Origin of the sequence: Streptomyces panacea (assembly GCF_040560175.1) — a bacterium.
GTDB lineage: Bacteria > Actinomycetota > Actinomycetes > Streptomycetales > Streptomycetaceae > Streptomyces > Streptomyces panacea.
This window is the reverse complement of sequence record NZ_JARJHW010000186.1, coordinates 1-14,254: the sequence shown is the minus strand read 5'-3', so window position 1 is coordinate 14,254 and position 14,254 is coordinate 1. Positions and strand designations below refer to the sequence as shown.

General features: G+C 71.6%; 15 protein-coding genes. 5 read left to right on the top strand and 10 right to left on the bottom strand.

The features are described from left to right. Positions 1 to 72: 72 nt before the first annotated feature. On the bottom strand, positions 73 to 1,092 hold the full coding sequence (locus tag P3L51_RS30105; protein ID WP_435594559.1) for an aldose epimerase family protein: 1,020 nt from the start codon (positions 1,090 to 1,092) through the stop codon (positions 73 to 75). A 35-nt stretch (positions 1,093 to 1,127) separates the two neighbouring features. After that, positions 1,128 to 2,081, bottom strand: coding sequence for an SGNH/GDSL hydrolase family protein (locus tag P3L51_RS30100; RefSeq protein WP_354608485.1), 954 nt, complete (start codon positions 2,079 to 2,081; stop codon positions 1,128 to 1,130). Positions 2,082 to 2,351: 270 nt separating this feature from the next. On the opposite strand from P3L51_RS30100, the gene P3L51_RS30095 reads away from it, so the two are divergent. After that, a complete protein-coding gene (locus P3L51_RS30095; RefSeq protein ID WP_354608484.1) occupies positions 2,352 to 2,846 on the top strand; it encodes a DUF3145 domain-containing protein in 495 nt (164 codons plus the stop codon). A gap of 50 nt (positions 2,847 to 2,896) precedes the next feature. Then, on the top strand, positions 2,897 to 3,772 hold the full coding sequence (locus tag P3L51_RS30090) for an NAD(P)-dependent oxidoreductase (protein ID WP_354608483.1): 876 nt from the start codon (positions 2,897 to 2,899) through the stop codon (positions 3,770 to 3,772). Positions 3,773 to 3,911: 139 nt separating this feature from the next. Here the strand turns inward: P3L51_RS30090 and fabF are convergent, their stop codons facing one another. The 5 genes from fabF to P3L51_RS30065 form a co-directional block, all read right to left on the bottom strand. Beyond that, on the bottom strand, positions 3,912 to 5,174 hold the full coding sequence (fabF, locus tag P3L51_RS30085; RefSeq protein WP_354608482.1) for a beta-ketoacyl-ACP synthase II: 1,263 nt from the start codon (positions 5,172 to 5,174) through the stop codon (positions 3,912 to 3,914). A gap of 79 nt (positions 5,175 to 5,253) precedes the next feature. Next, positions 5,254 to 5,502 (bottom strand): acyl carrier protein, encoded by a 249-nt coding sequence (locus tag P3L51_RS30080; protein ID WP_078077492.1) that lies wholly within the window; start codon positions 5,500 to 5,502, stop codon positions 5,254 to 5,256. Between the two features lie 72 nt (positions 5,503 to 5,574). Beyond that, complete coding sequence (locus P3L51_RS30075; RefSeq protein ID WP_354608481.1) at positions 5,575 to 6,576, bottom strand: ketoacyl-ACP synthase III; 1,002 nt, start codon at positions 6,574 to 6,576, stop codon at positions 5,575 to 5,577. A gap of 15 nt (positions 6,577 to 6,591) precedes the next feature. After that, positions 6,592 to 7,518, bottom strand: coding sequence for an ACP S-malonyltransferase (locus tag P3L51_RS30070; RefSeq protein ID WP_354608480.1), 927 nt, complete (start codon positions 7,516 to 7,518; stop codon positions 6,592 to 6,594). Between the two features lie 89 nt (positions 7,519 to 7,607). Next, on the bottom strand, positions 7,608 to 8,789 hold the full coding sequence (locus P3L51_RS30065; RefSeq protein WP_354608479.1) for a PucR family transcriptional regulator: 1,182 nt from the start codon (positions 8,787 to 8,789) through the stop codon (positions 7,608 to 7,610). Positions 8,790 to 8,847: 58 nt separating this feature from the next. Here P3L51_RS30065 and P3L51_RS30060 point away from each other — a divergent pair, with 58 nt between their 5' ends. Continuing rightward, the gene (locus P3L51_RS30060) at positions 8,848 to 9,522 is read left to right on the top strand and encodes a pirin family protein (RefSeq protein ID WP_354608478.1); all 675 of its coding nucleotides are present in this window, start codon (positions 8,848 to 8,850) and stop codon (positions 9,520 to 9,522) included. On the opposite strand, the gene P3L51_RS30055 is transcribed toward P3L51_RS30060, so the two are convergent. Then, complete coding sequence (locus tag P3L51_RS30055; protein ID WP_354608477.1) at positions 9,519 to 10,340, bottom strand: serine hydrolase domain-containing protein; 822 nt, start codon at positions 10,338 to 10,340, stop codon at positions 9,519 to 9,521. The two genes, P3L51_RS30060 and P3L51_RS30055, sit on opposite strands and share 4 nt — an antisense overlap. 112 nt (positions 10,341 to 10,452) lie before the next feature. On the opposite strand from P3L51_RS30055, the gene P3L51_RS30050 reads away from it, so the two are divergent. Both P3L51_RS30050 and P3L51_RS30045 read left to right on the top strand, forming a co-directional pair. Further along, positions 10,453 to 10,920 carry a MerR family transcriptional regulator gene (locus P3L51_RS30050; protein ID WP_354608476.1) on the top strand — a complete coding sequence of 156 codons (468 nt, stop codon included), beginning with the start codon at positions 10,453 to 10,455 and terminating at the stop codon, positions 10,918 to 10,920. Then, positions 10,920 to 11,936 (top strand): aldo/keto reductase, encoded by a 1,017-nt coding sequence (locus P3L51_RS30045; RefSeq protein WP_354608486.1) that lies wholly within the window; start codon positions 10,920 to 10,922, stop codon positions 11,934 to 11,936. The genes P3L51_RS30050 and P3L51_RS30045 overlap by 1 nt, the downstream gene beginning before the upstream one ends. Positions 11,937 to 11,950: 14 nt before the next feature. On the opposite strand, the gene P3L51_RS30040 is transcribed toward P3L51_RS30045, so the two are convergent. Both P3L51_RS30040 and P3L51_RS30035 read right to left on the bottom strand, forming a co-directional pair. After that, positions 11,951 to 13,144, bottom strand: a complete 1,194-nt coding sequence (locus P3L51_RS30040; RefSeq protein WP_354608475.1) for an acyltransferase family protein — start codon at positions 13,142 to 13,144, stop codon at positions 11,951 to 11,953. Beyond that, positions 13,141 to 14,181, bottom strand: coding sequence for an alpha/beta hydrolase (locus tag P3L51_RS30035; RefSeq protein WP_354608474.1), 1,041 nt, complete (start codon positions 14,179 to 14,181; stop codon positions 13,141 to 13,143). The genes P3L51_RS30040 and P3L51_RS30035 overlap by 4 nt, the downstream gene beginning before the upstream one ends. Positions 14,182 to 14,254: the final 73 nt, after the last annotated feature.

Here is a 14,254-nt window from a genome sequence, read left to right as displayed (position 1 = left end):
CGAAGACACGACCTAAGTGCGGGTACGGGGCCGGTCGCCGGGCCGTCCGGTGGCCGCCCCCGGCCCACGCCGTCATTCGGCTGTCGAGAATCCGTACGTCGTCGCCGAGGTGAACTTCTCGCCCGGCCGAAGCACCGTGCTCGGGAAGTCCGGCCGGTTCGGCGAATCCGGGAAGTGCTGGGTCTCCAGCGCGATGCCCTCGCAGGGCCCGAACGGCCCCGCGTCGAAGTGGTCACCGGTGTACAGCTGTATCCCCGGTTCGGTCGTCGCCACCGTCAACAGCCGCCCCGACACCGGGTCGTACAGCTGCGCCGCGACCGCGTCCACCGAACCCACCGAACCCCCGTGATCCAGCACGAAGTTGTGGTCGTACCCCGACCCCACCTCGCGCGGCTCACGGAAGTCGAAACGCGTCCCGCCGACCGGCGCGGGCGCGCCCGTCGGCACCGAGTCGCCGTCCAGCGGCGTGAGGTGACCGGCCGCGATCCGCAGCAGGTGCCCACCGGCGCGGCCACTGCCCGCGCCGCCCAGATTCCAGTACGAGTGATTCGTCAGATTCACCACCGTCGGCGCGTCCGTCACCGCCCGGTAGTCGATCCGCAGCGATCCCGCCGCGTCCAGCGTGTACGTCGCCGAGACCTCCAGCCGGCCCGGGAACCCCTCCTCGCCGTCCGGGCTCACCAGCGACAGCCGCACGCCGTGCCCGTCCGCCACGGGCTTCGCGTCCCACACGCGCTTGTCGAAGCCGCGCTCACCGCCGTGCAGACAGTTGGACCCGTTGTTGCGCGGCAGCCGGTACGTCCGCCCGTCGAGCGTGAACGTCCCGCCCCCGATGCGGTTCGCGTACCGGCCGATCAGCGCGCCGAAGTACGGCGAAGGACAGTCGATGTAGCCCGCGACGTCGTCGAAGCCCAGCACCACGTTGGCGAGCGCGCCGTCGCGGTCCGGTATCTCGACGGACTGGAGGATCCCCCCGTAGTCGAGCACCCTCACCCGCACACCGGCCCGCTCCAGGACCCAGCGGTGGACGGGTGTGCCGTCGGGCGCCGAACCGACGCGCTCGGGCACGCCCCCGGACACGGGCACGGTCATCTCGTTCACGGTCGACTCGTTCACGGTCGCCGACCCTACGCCGGGGGCTCGGCCGCGACGACGTTGCGGTAGGCGATGTCGGCCAACTTGCCCTGGCCGTTCTTGCTCGGGTGGAACCAGTCCCAGGTGCTCAACTGGTCGCCCGTGAACCGGAAGTCGAAGACGGCCCCGCCGTCGTAACGGCAGCGCAGATCCTTCGCGCACACGTCCTTGAGCACCTTGTTGTACGCCACCACCCGCGCCTGCACCGTGGAGCGCCGCTCCGTGGCCTCGGCGCCCATGTCCTGCGAGTCGCCGAGCATCGAGGAGCAGATCCCCAGCTTCCAGATCTGCCGGCCCAGCGGATTGTCCTTGCCCTCGGACCAGAGCCGCTTCAGATCGGGCACGCTCGCCACGTACACCTGAGTCTTGGGGGCGCCCGCCCGCAGCCGGCGCATCGACTCCTCGAACGACGTCCGGAACTCGTCCACCGGCGTCATCAGGTTCGCCTCGTCCTTGCAGGCGTCGTTGGCGCCCATCATGACCGTGACCAGATCCGGCTTGTGGCCGGCCACCTTCCCCATCTGCGCGGGCAGCTCGCCCACGGCGGCGCCCGAGCGCGCGTAGTTCCAGCTGCGGTCCGCGACGCCCGGCTCGCCGAGCAGCCGCATCGCGAGGCTGCGCACCCCGTTGTCCGTGCCGGTCGCCCAGGACGCCTCGGGGCAGTCGCTGAGTATCCCGCAGGCGTCGAAACCGCGCGTGATGGAGTCCCCGACGGCGGCGAGGGAGGTGGGACTGCGGTCCCAGATCGGCTTCGGCGGGGGCGACTGGCTGGTTTTCGCCTTCGTCCAGTCCGGATCGGCGCCGTCCGACGAGCCGCACCCCGTCAACGCGACGACGGCGACCAGCAGCCCGGCACAGGAGGCCGCGGCTGTCCCGTACGGTGCCCGGCGGCGGTCGCGGCGCCCGCCGAGGCGTCGCTCACCACGTCCCTGGGGGCTCTGAGGCATGGTGGGAACCCTCCGGGTGGGCGTCGTCATGCGTACGGCGGCGTCCTGGCGAGTGAAAGCTTCGCGCATATCGCCTCTCGGACCGACAGTACGGCACCCCCGTGCCCCCCGCGCAAGGTAGCTTTCAGGCGTCGAACCAGAGTCAACAACACCTTCCGACTCCGGTAAGTTACATCCCGTCACATGCTGTCCGTTTTGCGGGGTTTCACTCTCGATGCTGTTCACCGAGGCCGCTGGGAAGGCGAACCTCGTCCCACACTGGAGGTCCCGGTGACCACACGTGGTGTTCTGTACGTGCACTCCGCGCCGCGCGCGATGTGCCCCCACGTCGAATGGGCGGTGGCGGGCGTCCTCGGCGTGCGCGTCCAGCTCGACTGGATCAGGCAGCCCGCCTCGCCCGGCACCTGGCGGTCCGAATTCTCCTGGCGGGGCGAGGCCGGCATCGCGTCCAAGCTCGCCTCCGCGCTGCGCGGCTGGCAGATGCTGCGCTTCGAGGTGACCGCCGAACCCAGCCCCACGGCCGAGGGCGAGCGCTACAGCGCCACGCCCGAGCTGGGCATCTTCCACGCCGTCACCGGCATGCACGGCGACATCCTGGTCCCCGAGGACCGGCTGCGCGCCGCCCTCGCCAGGTCGCTGAGCGGCGAGACACAGCTGGAGGCCGAGGTCGCGAAGCTGCTCGGCAAGCCGTGGGACGACGAGCTGGAGCCGTTCCGGTACGCGGGCGAGGGCGCCCCGGTGCGCTGGCTGCACCAGGTCGTCTGAGCCGGACAGCCGGACAGCCGGTCGGCACGGCCGCGTCCTACCGTGGGCGCATGGCTGATCAACTCGAAGTAGCTGTTCTCGGCGCGGGCATCATGGGCACGGCGATGGCCCGCAATCTCTGCCGGACCGGGCACGCGGTCCGGGTCTGGAACCGTACCCGCGCGAAGGCGGAGCCGCTGGCGGCCGACGGGGCGCGCATCGCGGACAGTCCGGCGGACGCCGTGCGCGGCGCGGACGTCGTCGTCACGATGCTCTACGACGGCGCCGCCGTCCTGGCGGCCATGACGGCCGCGGCCCCGGGGCTGCGGCCCGGCACGCTCTGGCTCCAGACGACGACGGCGGGCCTGGACGGGCTCACCCCGCTCGCCGCACTGGCCGCCACGCACGGACTGGTCTTCTACGACTCGCCCGTGCTGGGCACCAGGGGCCCCGCCGAGCAGGGGAAGCTCACCGTCATCGCCGCGGGCCCGGAGGAGGCACGGGGCGCCCTCACGTCCGTTCTGGAGGCCGTGGGCGACCGCACACTCTGGGTGGGCGACGAAGGCGCGTCCGGGGCGGCGACCCGGCTCAAACTCGTCTGCAACAGCTGGGTCCTGACCCTCACCCACGGAACGGCCGAGGCGCTGGCCCTGGCGGACGGACTCGGCGTCGACCCGCGGAGCTTCCTGGACGCCGTCGCGGGCGGCGGGCTCGACTGCGGCTACCTCCGCGTCAAGTCGTCGGCGATCCTCGACGGCGACTACACACCGAGCTTCGCCCTCACCACGGCCGCCAAGGACGCCCGCCTCATCGTCGCGGCGGGCGAGGCGGAAGGCGTGCGGCTGGACGTCGCGGAGGCGGGCGCGAACCGCTTCGCCCGCGCGGAGGCCCAGGGCCACGGCGCCAAGGACATGGCGGCGACGTACTTCGCGAGCTTCGACGACTGACCCCGCGAACGCCGAAACGCCGAAACGCCGAAACGCCGCGAGCGCCGAAACGCCGAGAACGCCCTACGCCGAAACGCCGGAGGCCCGGCCCCCGTCCAGGACGGGAGCCGGGCCTCCGGCGCGTACGCGTACGGGTGGATCAGACCGAGCGGAACGCCAGCACCACGTTGTGGCCGCCGAAGCCGAACGAGTTGTTGATCGCCGAGATCGTGCCCTCGGGCAGCACCCGCGGCTCGCCGACCACGACGTCCGCGTCGACCTCCTCGTCCAGGTTTTCGAGGTTGATCGTCGGCGGAGCCAGCCGGTGGTACAGCGCGAGCACCGTCGCCACCGTCTCGATGCCGCCGGCGCCGCCCAGCAGATGGCCGGTCATCGACTTCGTACCGGAGACCGCGACATGGTCGAGATCTTCGCCCAGGACCCGGCGCAGCGCCTTGATCTCCGCGATGTCGCCCTGCGGCGTCGAGGTGGCGTGCGCGTTCAGGTGCACGACCTCCGACGGCTTCATGCCGGTGTTGTCGAGCAGGTTCCGCATCGCCGCGGCGACGCCGCGGCCGGTGGGCTCCGGCTGCGCGATGTGGTGGCTGTCGGCGGACAGACCCTGGCCCAGCACCTCGCAGTAGACGCGCGCGCCGCGCGCCTCCGCGTGCTCGGCGGACTCCAGGATCACGACGCCCGCGCCCTCGCCGAGGACGAAGCCGTCACGGGCCTTGTCGTACGGGCGGGAAGCCTTCGTGGGTTCGTCGTTGTTCTTCGACATCGCCATCATGTTGGCGAACGCGGCGACCGGCAGCGGGTGGATCGCCGCCTCGGTGCCGCCCGCCACCACGACGTCGGCGCGGCCGGTGCGGATCATCTCCACGGCGTAGCCGATCGCCTCGGCGCCCGACGCGCACGCGGACACCGGGGTGTGCACGCCCGCCTGGGCGTTCACCTCCAGGCCGACGTTCGCGGACGGTCCGTTGGGCATCAGCATGGGCACGGTGTGCGGGGAGACGCGGCGTGAGCCCTTCTCCTTCAGCACGTCGTACTGGTCGAGGAGGGTGATCACGCCGCCGATGCCGGAGGCGATGACCGTGCCGAGACGCTCGGGGGCGACCGTCTCGTCCTCCCCGGCCTTGGCCTTGAAGCCCGCGTCGGCCCACGCCTCACGGGCCGCGATCAGCGCGAACTGCGCCGAGCGGTCCAGTTTGCGGGCGAGCGGACGGGGCAGCACGTCGGCCGGATCGACCGCGGCGAGCGCGGCGATCCGGACGGGCAGTTCGGCGAACCGCTCACCGTCGAGGGGCTTGACGCCCGAGCGGCCGGCGAGCAGCCCCTCCCAGGTCGATGCGCTGTCGCCACCCAGCGGTGTGGTTGCGCCGATACCGGTGACGACCACGGTGCGATTGGTCGGGCTCACTGGAATTCTTTCTCCACGTGTAGAGGGTGCGGAATTTATACGGCGCCACCACCGGGTGGCGTCAGCCGCGCGACCTGGATCAGGCCTGGTGCTTCGCGATGTAGTCGGCGGCGTCGCCGACGGTCTTCAGGTTCTTGACGTCGTCGTCCGGGATCTTCACGTCGAAGCGCTCCTCGGCGGCGACGACGACCTCGACCATGGACAGCGAGTCGACGTCCAGGTCGTCGGTGAAGGACTTGTCCAGCTGGACGTCCTCGACCGGGATGCCGGCGATCTCGTTCACGATCTCCGCGAGACCGGTGACGATCTCTTCCTGAGTGGCGGCCATGTGGGCGCTCCTTCGATATTCCGCGTGAGCAGAGGGATTTGTACGAGCACGGTCCGGAAAGCTCCGGTGTGCCTAGGGGAGGGTAACGACCGTAGCGGCGTACACGAGACCCGCCCCGAAGCCGATGACGAGCGCGGTGTCGCCGCTCTTCGCCTGACCGGTCGCCAGAAGCCGCTCCATCGCGAGCGGGATCGAGGCGGCCGAGGTGTTTCCGGTGGTCTCCACGTCACGGGCGACCGTGACGTGCTCGGGCAGCTTCAGAGTCTTCACCATCGAGTCGATGATCCGCATATTGGCCTGGTGCGGAATGAAGACGTCCAGGTCCGCCGAGGTGATCCCGGCCGCGTCGAGAGCCTGTTGGGCGATCTTCGCCATCTCGAAAACGGCCCAGCGGAACACCGCCTGGCCCTCCTGCGTGAGGGCGGGGAACTTCTCGACCTTCTTGTCACGGTAGTCGTCCCACGGCACGGTCTGCATGATCGTGTTGGACTTGTCGCCCTCCGAGCCCCAGACCGTCGGGCCGATCAGCGGCTCCTGCGACGGGCCGACGACGACCGCGCCCGCTCCGTCGCCGAACAGGAAGGCCGTGGCGCGGTCCTCGAGGTCGGTGAGGTCCGACAGCCGTTCCACACCGATGACCAGGACGTACTCCGCCGAGCCCTCGACGACCATGCCCTTGGCGAGCGTCAGCCCGTAACCGAAGCCGGCGCAGCCCGCCGAGATGTCGAACGCGGCGGGCCTGCCCGCGCCGATCCGGTCGGCGATCTCCGTCGCGATGGCCGGCGTCTGCTTGAAGTGCGAGACGGTCGACACGATCACGCCGCCGATCTGCTCCGGCGTGATCCCGGCGTCGGCGATGGCCTTGCCGGACGCCTCGATCGACATCATCGCCACGGTCTCCTCGTCGGAGGCCCAGTGACGGGTCGCGATACCGGAGCGCGAGCGGATCCACTCGTCGGACGAGTCGATCGTCTCCAGGATCACCTCGTTGGGCACCACGCGCGTCGGACGGTAGCCGCCGACACCCATGATGCGGGCGTACGGCGAGCCCTGGCTGGGCCTGATCTTCGCCATGCTCTCTCGGGCTCCTTAGGAAGCGTGCTCTGCGACGATCTCGCGAGCCGCGTCGAGGTCGGCGGGGGTCTTGAGCGCCAGGGTCCGCACACCGGGCAGGGCACGCTTGGCGATGCCGGTCAGTGTGCCACCGGGGCACAGTTCGATCAGCGCCGTCACACCCTGCTCCGTGAACGTCTCCATGCACAGGTCCCAGCGGACCGGGTTGGCGACCTGGCCCACCAGGCGTGCGACGACCTCGGCCCCCGTGGCCACAGTCTGCCCGTCCTTGTTGGAGACGTACGGCAGCGACGGGTCGGACACGTCGAGCTTTCCGGCCGCGTCCGCCAGCGTCGCCACCGCCGGAGCCATGTGCTCGGTGTGGAAGGCCCCCGCGACCTTGAGCGGCACCACGCGGCGTACGCCCTCGGGCTTGTCCTCCGTCAGCGCGGCGATCTGTTCCAGTGTGCCCGCGGCCACGATCTGGCCGGCGCCGTTCACGTTCGCCGGGGTCAGACCGAGCTTCTCCAGGTGCGGCAGGGTCACCTCGGGGTCGCCGCCGAGCAGCGCGGCCATGCCGGTCGGGGTGAGGCGCGCGGCCTCGGCCATGGCCAGACCGCGTGTACGGACGAAGCCCAGCGCGGCCTCCTCGCTCAGCACACCCGCGTACACGGCGGCGGTGATCTCGCCGACGCTGTGCCCCGCGACCGCGCCCACCCCGGTGTCACCCAGCAGCCCGCGCAGCGCGTCGGCGGAGAGCAGCCCCGCGGCGACGAGCAGCGGCTGGGCCACCGCGGTGTCACGGATCTCGTCCGCGTCGGCCCGTGTGCCGTAGTGGACCAGATCGAGGTCGATGGCGGCCGACCACGCCCGCAGCCGGTCTTCGGCACCGGGAAGGTCGAGCCAGGGAGTCAGGAAGCCGGGCGTCTGAGCGCCTTGGCCGGGAGCGACGAGTACGAGCACCCTCACACTCTCTCGTGCGGACGGCCTCCGCCGCCCGTGGGGACAAGGACGAAGAACCGTCGGGGGAATTGTTGAAGTCCCACAAAAGGCTACGAAGGCGATTCCCCGTCGGCCAGCCTCCCCAAGATCAAAGCGATCCGCAGAGTGAATGCGGAACGGACATCCGACGGTGACCATCCGGTGACGTCGGTCACACGTCGAAGCCGGTAGCGCACGGTGTTGGGGTGCACGAACAGCATCCGCGCGGCGCCTTCGAGACTGCTCGCCTGCTCCAGATACACACTCAGAGTTTCCAGCAGCGCCGAGCCCGCTTCTTCAAGCGGTCTGTAGATCTCCTCCACCAATTGCTCACGCGCGGCCGGATCCGACGCGATCGCGCGCTCCGGCAGCAGATCGTCGGAGAGTACGGGACGCGGCGCGTCCTGCCACGCCGAACACGCCTTCAGCCCGGCCGCCGCCGCCCGCGCCGACCGCGTGGCCGCCAACAGGTCCGGCACCACCGGGCCCGCCACCACCGGCCCCGCCGCGTACGGTCCGATCAGCGCCTTCGCGACCTGGAGCGGATTGTCGCTGCCGCCCGCGATGACGACCAGCCGGTTGCCGAGCACCCCCGTGAGGACCTGGAGCTTGGCGTGCCGCGCGGCCCGGCGGATCGCCTCCACCGTCAGCTCGCTGTCCCCGTCGGGCGCGGTGCCCAGCAGCACACACACATGCTCGGGCGAGTTCCAGCCCAGCGCGGACGCGCGCGACACCGCGCCCTCGTCGGCCTCGCCGGAGAGCACCGCGTTCACCACCAGCGACTCCAGCCGCGCGTCCCAGGCGCCGCGGGCCTCGGCGGCCTGCGCGTACACCTGGGCCGTCGCGAAGGCGATCTCCCGCGCGTACACGAGCAGCGCCTCGCGCAGCACCGACACGTCACCGGGCGCCGCGACCTCCTCGATCGCCGACTCCATGACCTCGATGGTGGTGCGCACCATCTCGACGGTCTGGCGCAGCGTGATGGCCCGCGTCAACTCCCGCGGAGCCGTGCCGAACACATCGGTGGAGATGGCCTGCGGGGCCTCGGGGTGACGGAACCACTCGGTGAAGGCCGCGATCCCGGCCTGGGCCACCAGACCGATCCAGGAACGGTTCTCCGGCGGCATCGCGCGGTACCACGGCAGCTTCTCGTCCATGCGGGCGATCGCGTTCGCGGCCAGCCGGCCGGCGGACTTCTCCAGTCGGCGCAGGGTCGCGGGATGCGGGTGGGCTTCGTTCGCGGGTTCAGGCACGGGACAAGACTGCCTTATCGGGACGGCCACCCGCCGGGCCGGGTCTACCGTGGGTACCGTGATTTCCGTTCGGTACGCCGACGACCGCTATCCCGGTGGTGACCTGTCCGCCGGGATCGAGTCCTTCCACGCCTTGTCCTTCGGGCAGTTCTACGAACCCGACAACCTCCGGTTCGGCGCGGTGATCGCCTGCAACGAGGAACGGCTCGCGCCCGGCGCCGGCTTCGACGAACACCCGCACAGCCACACCGAGATCGTCACCTGGGTCGTCGAGGGCGAACTCACCCACCGCGACTCCGCCGGGAACGCCACGCTGGTACGGCCCGGCGACGTCCAGCGGCTCGGCGCGGGCGGCGGCGTACGGCATGTGGAGCGCAACGACGGGCCGGAGCCGCTGGTCTTCGTCCAGACATGGCTGGCGCCGCTCACGCCCGGCGGTGACCCCCGCTACGAGATCGTGCACGGCATCGCCGACTCCACGCCGTACGCCCTCCCCGAGGCGGGCGCGATGCTGCACGTGCGCCGGCTCCAGGAGGGGGAGCGGGCCGCGATCCCCGACGCCGCGTACGCGTATCTGCACGTGGTGCGGGGCCTGGTGGTCCTGGCGGGTGTGGAACTGGGCCCCGGCGACTCGGCGCGCATCACGGACTCCGACGGCCTCGAACTGACCGCGGAGGCCCCGTCGGAGACCCTGATCTGGGAGCTGGGCCCCGGTCCGGGGGACCCGACCTAGGACGCCGTCCGCAGCTCCGCCAGTACCGCGTCCGTGAACGGCGGCCACGCCTCGACCGCCCACGGGCCGAAGTCCCGGTCGGTCAGCGCCACGCACGCCGCGCCCGCGTCCGGGTCGACCCAGAGGAACGTCCCCGACTGCCCGAAGTGGCCGAACGTACGCGGTGACGACGAACTCCCCGTCCAGTGCGGCGACTTGGAGTCGCGGATCTCGAAGCCCAGGCCCCAGTCGTTGGGCTTCTGCTGCCCGTAGCCCGGGAGGATCCCCGACAGCCCCGGATGGACCACCGTCATGGCGTCGCGCATCGTACGGGGGTCGAGCAGCCGGGGCGCCTGAAGTTCCGCCGCGAAGCGGACGAGGTCGTCCACCGTCGAGACACCGTCCCTGGCGGGCGAGCCGTCCAGGGTGGTCGACGCCATGCCCAGCGGTTCGAGGACCGCCTGGCGCAGATACTCCGGGAACGGGATATCCGTAGCCTTCGCGAGGTGCTCCCCGAGCGCCTCGAAGCCCGCGTTCGAGTACAGCCGCCGGGTGCCGGGCGGGGCCGTCACCCGGTCCTCGTCGTAGGCCAGACCACTGGTGTGCGAGAGGAGATGGCGGACCGTCGAGCCCTCGGGCCCGGCCGGTTCGTCCAGCTCGACCGCCCCCTCCTCGTACGCCACGAGCACCGCGTACGCGGCGAGCGGCTTGGTCACGGACGCCAGCGGGAAACGGTGCGCCGTCGGGCCGTGCGACCCCGTCACCGTGCCGTCCGCCCGTACGACGGCTGCGGCGGCCGTCGCCGCCGGCCAGTTCTCGATCATCGCCAGGCTCTGCATGGCCACGAGCGTAGACGGACCCGGCCCGGCCCCTCACCCCGGGACGACCCGAGCGAAAATCGTCCCTCGTTTCGCTTGCTTCGAGTGCACTCCAACGTTCTACGTTGAAGGTATGACGCTGATCGAGAGCAGCCCCGTCCGGACGGCGACCGAGGACATCTGTGTGTCGGCCCCGCCGACACATCCCCGCGCCGCCGGGGACGACCGCTACACGATCAGCGAAGTGGTCACCTTCACCGGCCTCACCGCGCACACCCTGCGCTGGTACGAGCGCATCGGACTCATGCCGCACGTCGACCGGTCGCACACCGGACAGCGGCGCTTCACCAACCAGGATCTCGACTGGCTCACCTTCGTCGGCAAACTGCGCCTCACCGGCATGCCGGTCGCCGACATGGTCCGCTACGCCGAGCTGGTCCGGGAGGGCGAGCACACCTTCGAACGGCGGCAGGAACTGCTGGAGCGGACCAGGCGCGACGTACGCACCCGGATCACCGAACTCCAGGACACCCTCGCCGTACTCGACTTCAAGATCGACTACTACGCCGGTGCGCGCCGTACGTCGGAAAGGGCCTCATGATGAGCACCACGGAGAAGATCGCCACGGTGACGCTCGGCGCCACCGGACCCACGGTCGGCGTCCAGGGCTTCGGCGCCATGGGCATCAGCGAGTTCTACGGCGACACGGACGAGACGGCCGCCCGCGACACCCTCGAAGCGACCGTCGAAGCCGGGGTCACCCTCATCGACACCGCCGACGCGTACGGGCGCGGCGCCAACGAGACGTTCCTCGCGCCGTTCGTCGCCGCACACCGCGACGCGATCACCCTCGCCACCAAATTCGGCATCGAGCGCAGCGACGACCCGGCGTACCGGGGCGTACGCAACGACCCCGCGTACATCAAGCAGGCCGTCGAGGGCTCCCTGCGGCGCCTGGGCGTCGACGTCATCGACCTCTACTACATGCACCGCCACAACCCCGGCGTGCCCTTCGCCGAGTCCGTCGGCGCGATGGCCGAACTCGTCGCCGAGGGCAAGGTCAAACACCTCGGCCTGAGCGAGGTCACCGGCGCGGAACTGCGCGAGGCGCACGCCGTGCACCCCATCACCGCGCTCCAGTCCGAGTGGTCGCTGTTCTCCCGCGACGTCGAGACGAGCGCCGTGGCCGCCGCCGCCGAACTGGGCGTCGCCCTCGTGCCGTACTCCCCCCTCGGACGCGGCTTCCTGACCGGCTCCTTCACCCGGGCCGACCAGGAACTGGGCGGCGCCGACATCCGGCTCACCCAGCCCCGCTTCAACGGTGAGAACGCGGGCAGGAACGCCGCGCTCCTCCAGCCCGTCCGCACCGTCGCCGCCGCACACGGCGCGACCCTCGGCCAGATCGCACTGGCCTGGGTGCGGCAGCGGTCCCAGGCGCACGGCCTGACCGTCGTACCGATCCCCGGCACCCGCAAGCGCTCGCGCCTGCTGGAGAACGCCGCCGCCACCCGCATCACCCTCACCCCCGGGGAACTGGCGCTCCTGGAGCCGATCGCCGGACAGGTCGCCGGCGACCGCTACCCGGACATGTCCGCGACGGCCGCCGCCCGCGAATAGCACCCCGCGCCACCTCACGACGCCAGCGCGTACACCGCGAAGCCCGCCGCGAGCAGCCCCGCCGCTGCCCGGCGGGTTCGCGCCGCCCGCGTGCCCGACTGCCACGGCGCCTCGAAGACCCGCGCGTACCGGGCGATCACCACCAGCAGCACCGCGAACAGCGGCATCCACAGCACCCGGCCGACAATCCAGTGATACGAGTCGGGCGCCGTCGTCAGCCCCGGCACCGCACCCGCGAACGACCCCGGCACCGCCGCCGCCAGCATCGCCGTCTGGTGCCAGCACAGGATCGTCATCGCCGACAGATTGATCACCACGACCGGCGCCCACAGCACCGGCCTGCGCAGCACCCGCGCGATCCGGTCCCGCAGCAGGATCGCCGCGCCGCTCTGCACGGCCGCCAGCGCCAGTACCAGCAGCGACGGCGGATGCGAATTGGTCCGCGCCTCACCGGGCACCCCGACCATCGACGCCGGGTAGTGGAAGACCACCAGCAGTACGGCGAACAGCACCCCGCCGCCGACCAGCAGCACCCGCGCGCCCCGTCGGCCGATCCTGCCCTCGCCCCACGACACACCGAGCTGATACGCGAACAGCCAGCCCGGCAGGATGTTCACCACGCTCAGCCACCCCGGCATCGCCTCGCCCGCCGGGCCGTAGCGCAGCACGTCCACGACCGCCACCACCCCCAGCAACGGCGCCGCCGCCCACGCGCCGAGGCGCCGCGCCGCCCGCACGCAGTACGGCGTCAACGCCGTCACCACGACGTACACCCCCACGAACCACAGCGGCTGCACCACCAGCGTCGAACCCGTACGCAACGTCGTCCCCGGCACCCCGGCCGCGTACAGCACCGGAATCAGCACCGCCCACACCGCCGTCACCCCCAGCACCGGGCGCCCCAGCCGCGTGACGCGCTGCCGGAGCCACGCCGCCGTGGACCCCTTCCTCCGCCGGTACGAGAGCACCGACGCGTAACCCCCGACCAGGAAGAAGACGCCCAGCATCTGGAGCACCCAGCTCACCGGCGCGAAGAACCCGAACGTGCCCAGCGGGCTCGCGTTGCGCAACGCCCCGTCGTCCAGGGTGAATCCGCCCAGCAGCCAGTGCCCCGTCGGCACCGCGAGCAGGGCCAGCGCGCGCAGACCGTCGATCGCGCGGTCACGGGACGCGGGCGTCCGCGCCTCGATCCTCTCGACGAGCCTCATCGCACGTCACCACCCGTGGCGATGGCGGCGAAGGCGCGCAGCGAGTCCGTGCCGGGGGCGAAGTAGCCGGTATGCCCCCGCGCGGTCCGCGCGGGGACCCGGCGCGCCCCGAAGTCCTTCGCCGCCGGGTCCGCGCCGTGGCCAAGGCCCAGGAACTCGACGTTCGGCACCTTGGAGATCCAGTCGGACGGGTCCTTCGCGGCCCACACCCGGGCGTCCGTGCGCAGCGCGTCCGCGTTGCGCGCGCGCATGCCGGGGGAGCCGAGGACCACGATGTCGCTCGCCACCACCTTCTTCGCGGCGAGCCCGCAGACGACGGAGCCGTAACTGTGGCAGAACAGCGCCGGCGCCTCGGCGCCGACGGCGGCCAGACCCCCGGTGAAGCGGGCCAGCCGCGCTGCCCCCGCCTCGGCCAGCTCCCCGGTCGCGGCGTCCAGCCCCACACCGACGGGCGTCGTGTATCCGGCCCACGCCACCACGGCGGTACGGCCCTCGGTCGCGGTCCGCAGCGACGCGGCCATCCCGGCGGGGGTGCCGTACGGGTCCTTCGGCCGGTCGTACGTCCCCGCGTCGATGTCCGAACCCGGTACCACCACGGACACATGACGGGCCGTCAGCAGATCTCCGTAGACCTCCGCGACGGTGCCGCGACCCCTCGGGTCGAAGGCGATGATCTGCCGGCCCGGTACGGCGAGGCGGGCGTAGCGGGGGTTCTCGGCGACGGCTCGCTGGTTGGCTTGGTAGCGGAGTTGGACGGGGACGCCGTCGAGGTTGCCCACGACGCCGGGGTGGCGTTCGGCGAGGCTCCGCCGCTGCGTGGCGCTCAACGTGCCGAAGAAGGCGGCGACTTGGGCAGGGGTCGCGGTCTCCGGGTTGGGCAGCGCCCGTCCGAGCGACCCGTCGTGCCGCCACTGGGCGCTGCCGGGCGGCGGCCCGTCGACCGCCCGCTGCCCACTCCCGGCGGCCCACCCGGCGGTGCCGGACATCAGGGTGACCATCAGCGCGGAGGCGGCCAAGGTCCTTCTGTAGCGGCGCATTTCGCGTCTCCCTCGTCGTGGCCACGGGGTGTGGCGGGAGGAAGGTAGGAAGACGACGGGTGCGGGGGCGTCA

What these genes read in the sequence shown, in the direction of transcription:
- P3L51_RS30105 (WP_435594559.1), bottom strand. Translation starts at nt 1,092, where the DNA reads ATGACCGTGCCCGTGTCCGGGGGCGTGCCCGAGCGCGTCGGTTCGGCG.
- P3L51_RS30100 (WP_354608485.1), bottom strand. Translation starts at nt 2,081, where the DNA reads ATGCCTCAGAGCCCCCAGGGACGTGGTGAGCGACGCCTCGGCGGGCGC.
- P3L51_RS30090 (WP_354608483.1), top strand. Translation starts at nt 2,897, where the DNA reads ATGGCTGATCAACTCGAAGTAGCTGTTCTCGGCGCGGGCATCATGGGC.
- P3L51_RS30080 (WP_078077492.1), bottom strand. Translation starts at nt 5,502, where the DNA reads ATGGCCGCCACTCAGGAAGAGATCGTCACCGGTCTCGCGGAGATCGTG.
- P3L51_RS30075 (WP_354608481.1), bottom strand. Translation starts at nt 6,576, where the DNA reads ATGGCGAAGATCAGGCCCAGCCAGGGCTCGCCGTACGCCCGCATCATG.
- P3L51_RS30055 (WP_354608477.1), bottom strand. Translation starts at nt 10,340, where the DNA reads ATGCAGAGCCTGGCGATGATCGAGAACTGGCCGGCGGCGACGGCCGCC.
- P3L51_RS30050 (WP_354608476.1), top strand. Translation starts at nt 10,453, where the DNA reads ATGACGCTGATCGAGAGCAGCCCCGTCCGGACGGCGACCGAGGACATC.
- P3L51_RS30045 (WP_354608486.1), top strand. Translation starts at nt 10,920, where the DNA reads ATGAGCACCACGGAGAAGATCGCCACGGTGACGCTCGGCGCCACCGGA.
- P3L51_RS30040 (WP_354608475.1), bottom strand. Translation starts at nt 13,144, where the DNA reads ATGAGGCTCGTCGAGAGGATCGAGGCGCGGACGCCCGCGTCCCGTGAC.
- P3L51_RS30035 (WP_354608474.1), bottom strand. Translation starts at nt 14,181, where the DNA reads ATGCGCCGCTACAGAAGGACCTTGGCCGCCTCCGCGCTGATGGTCACC.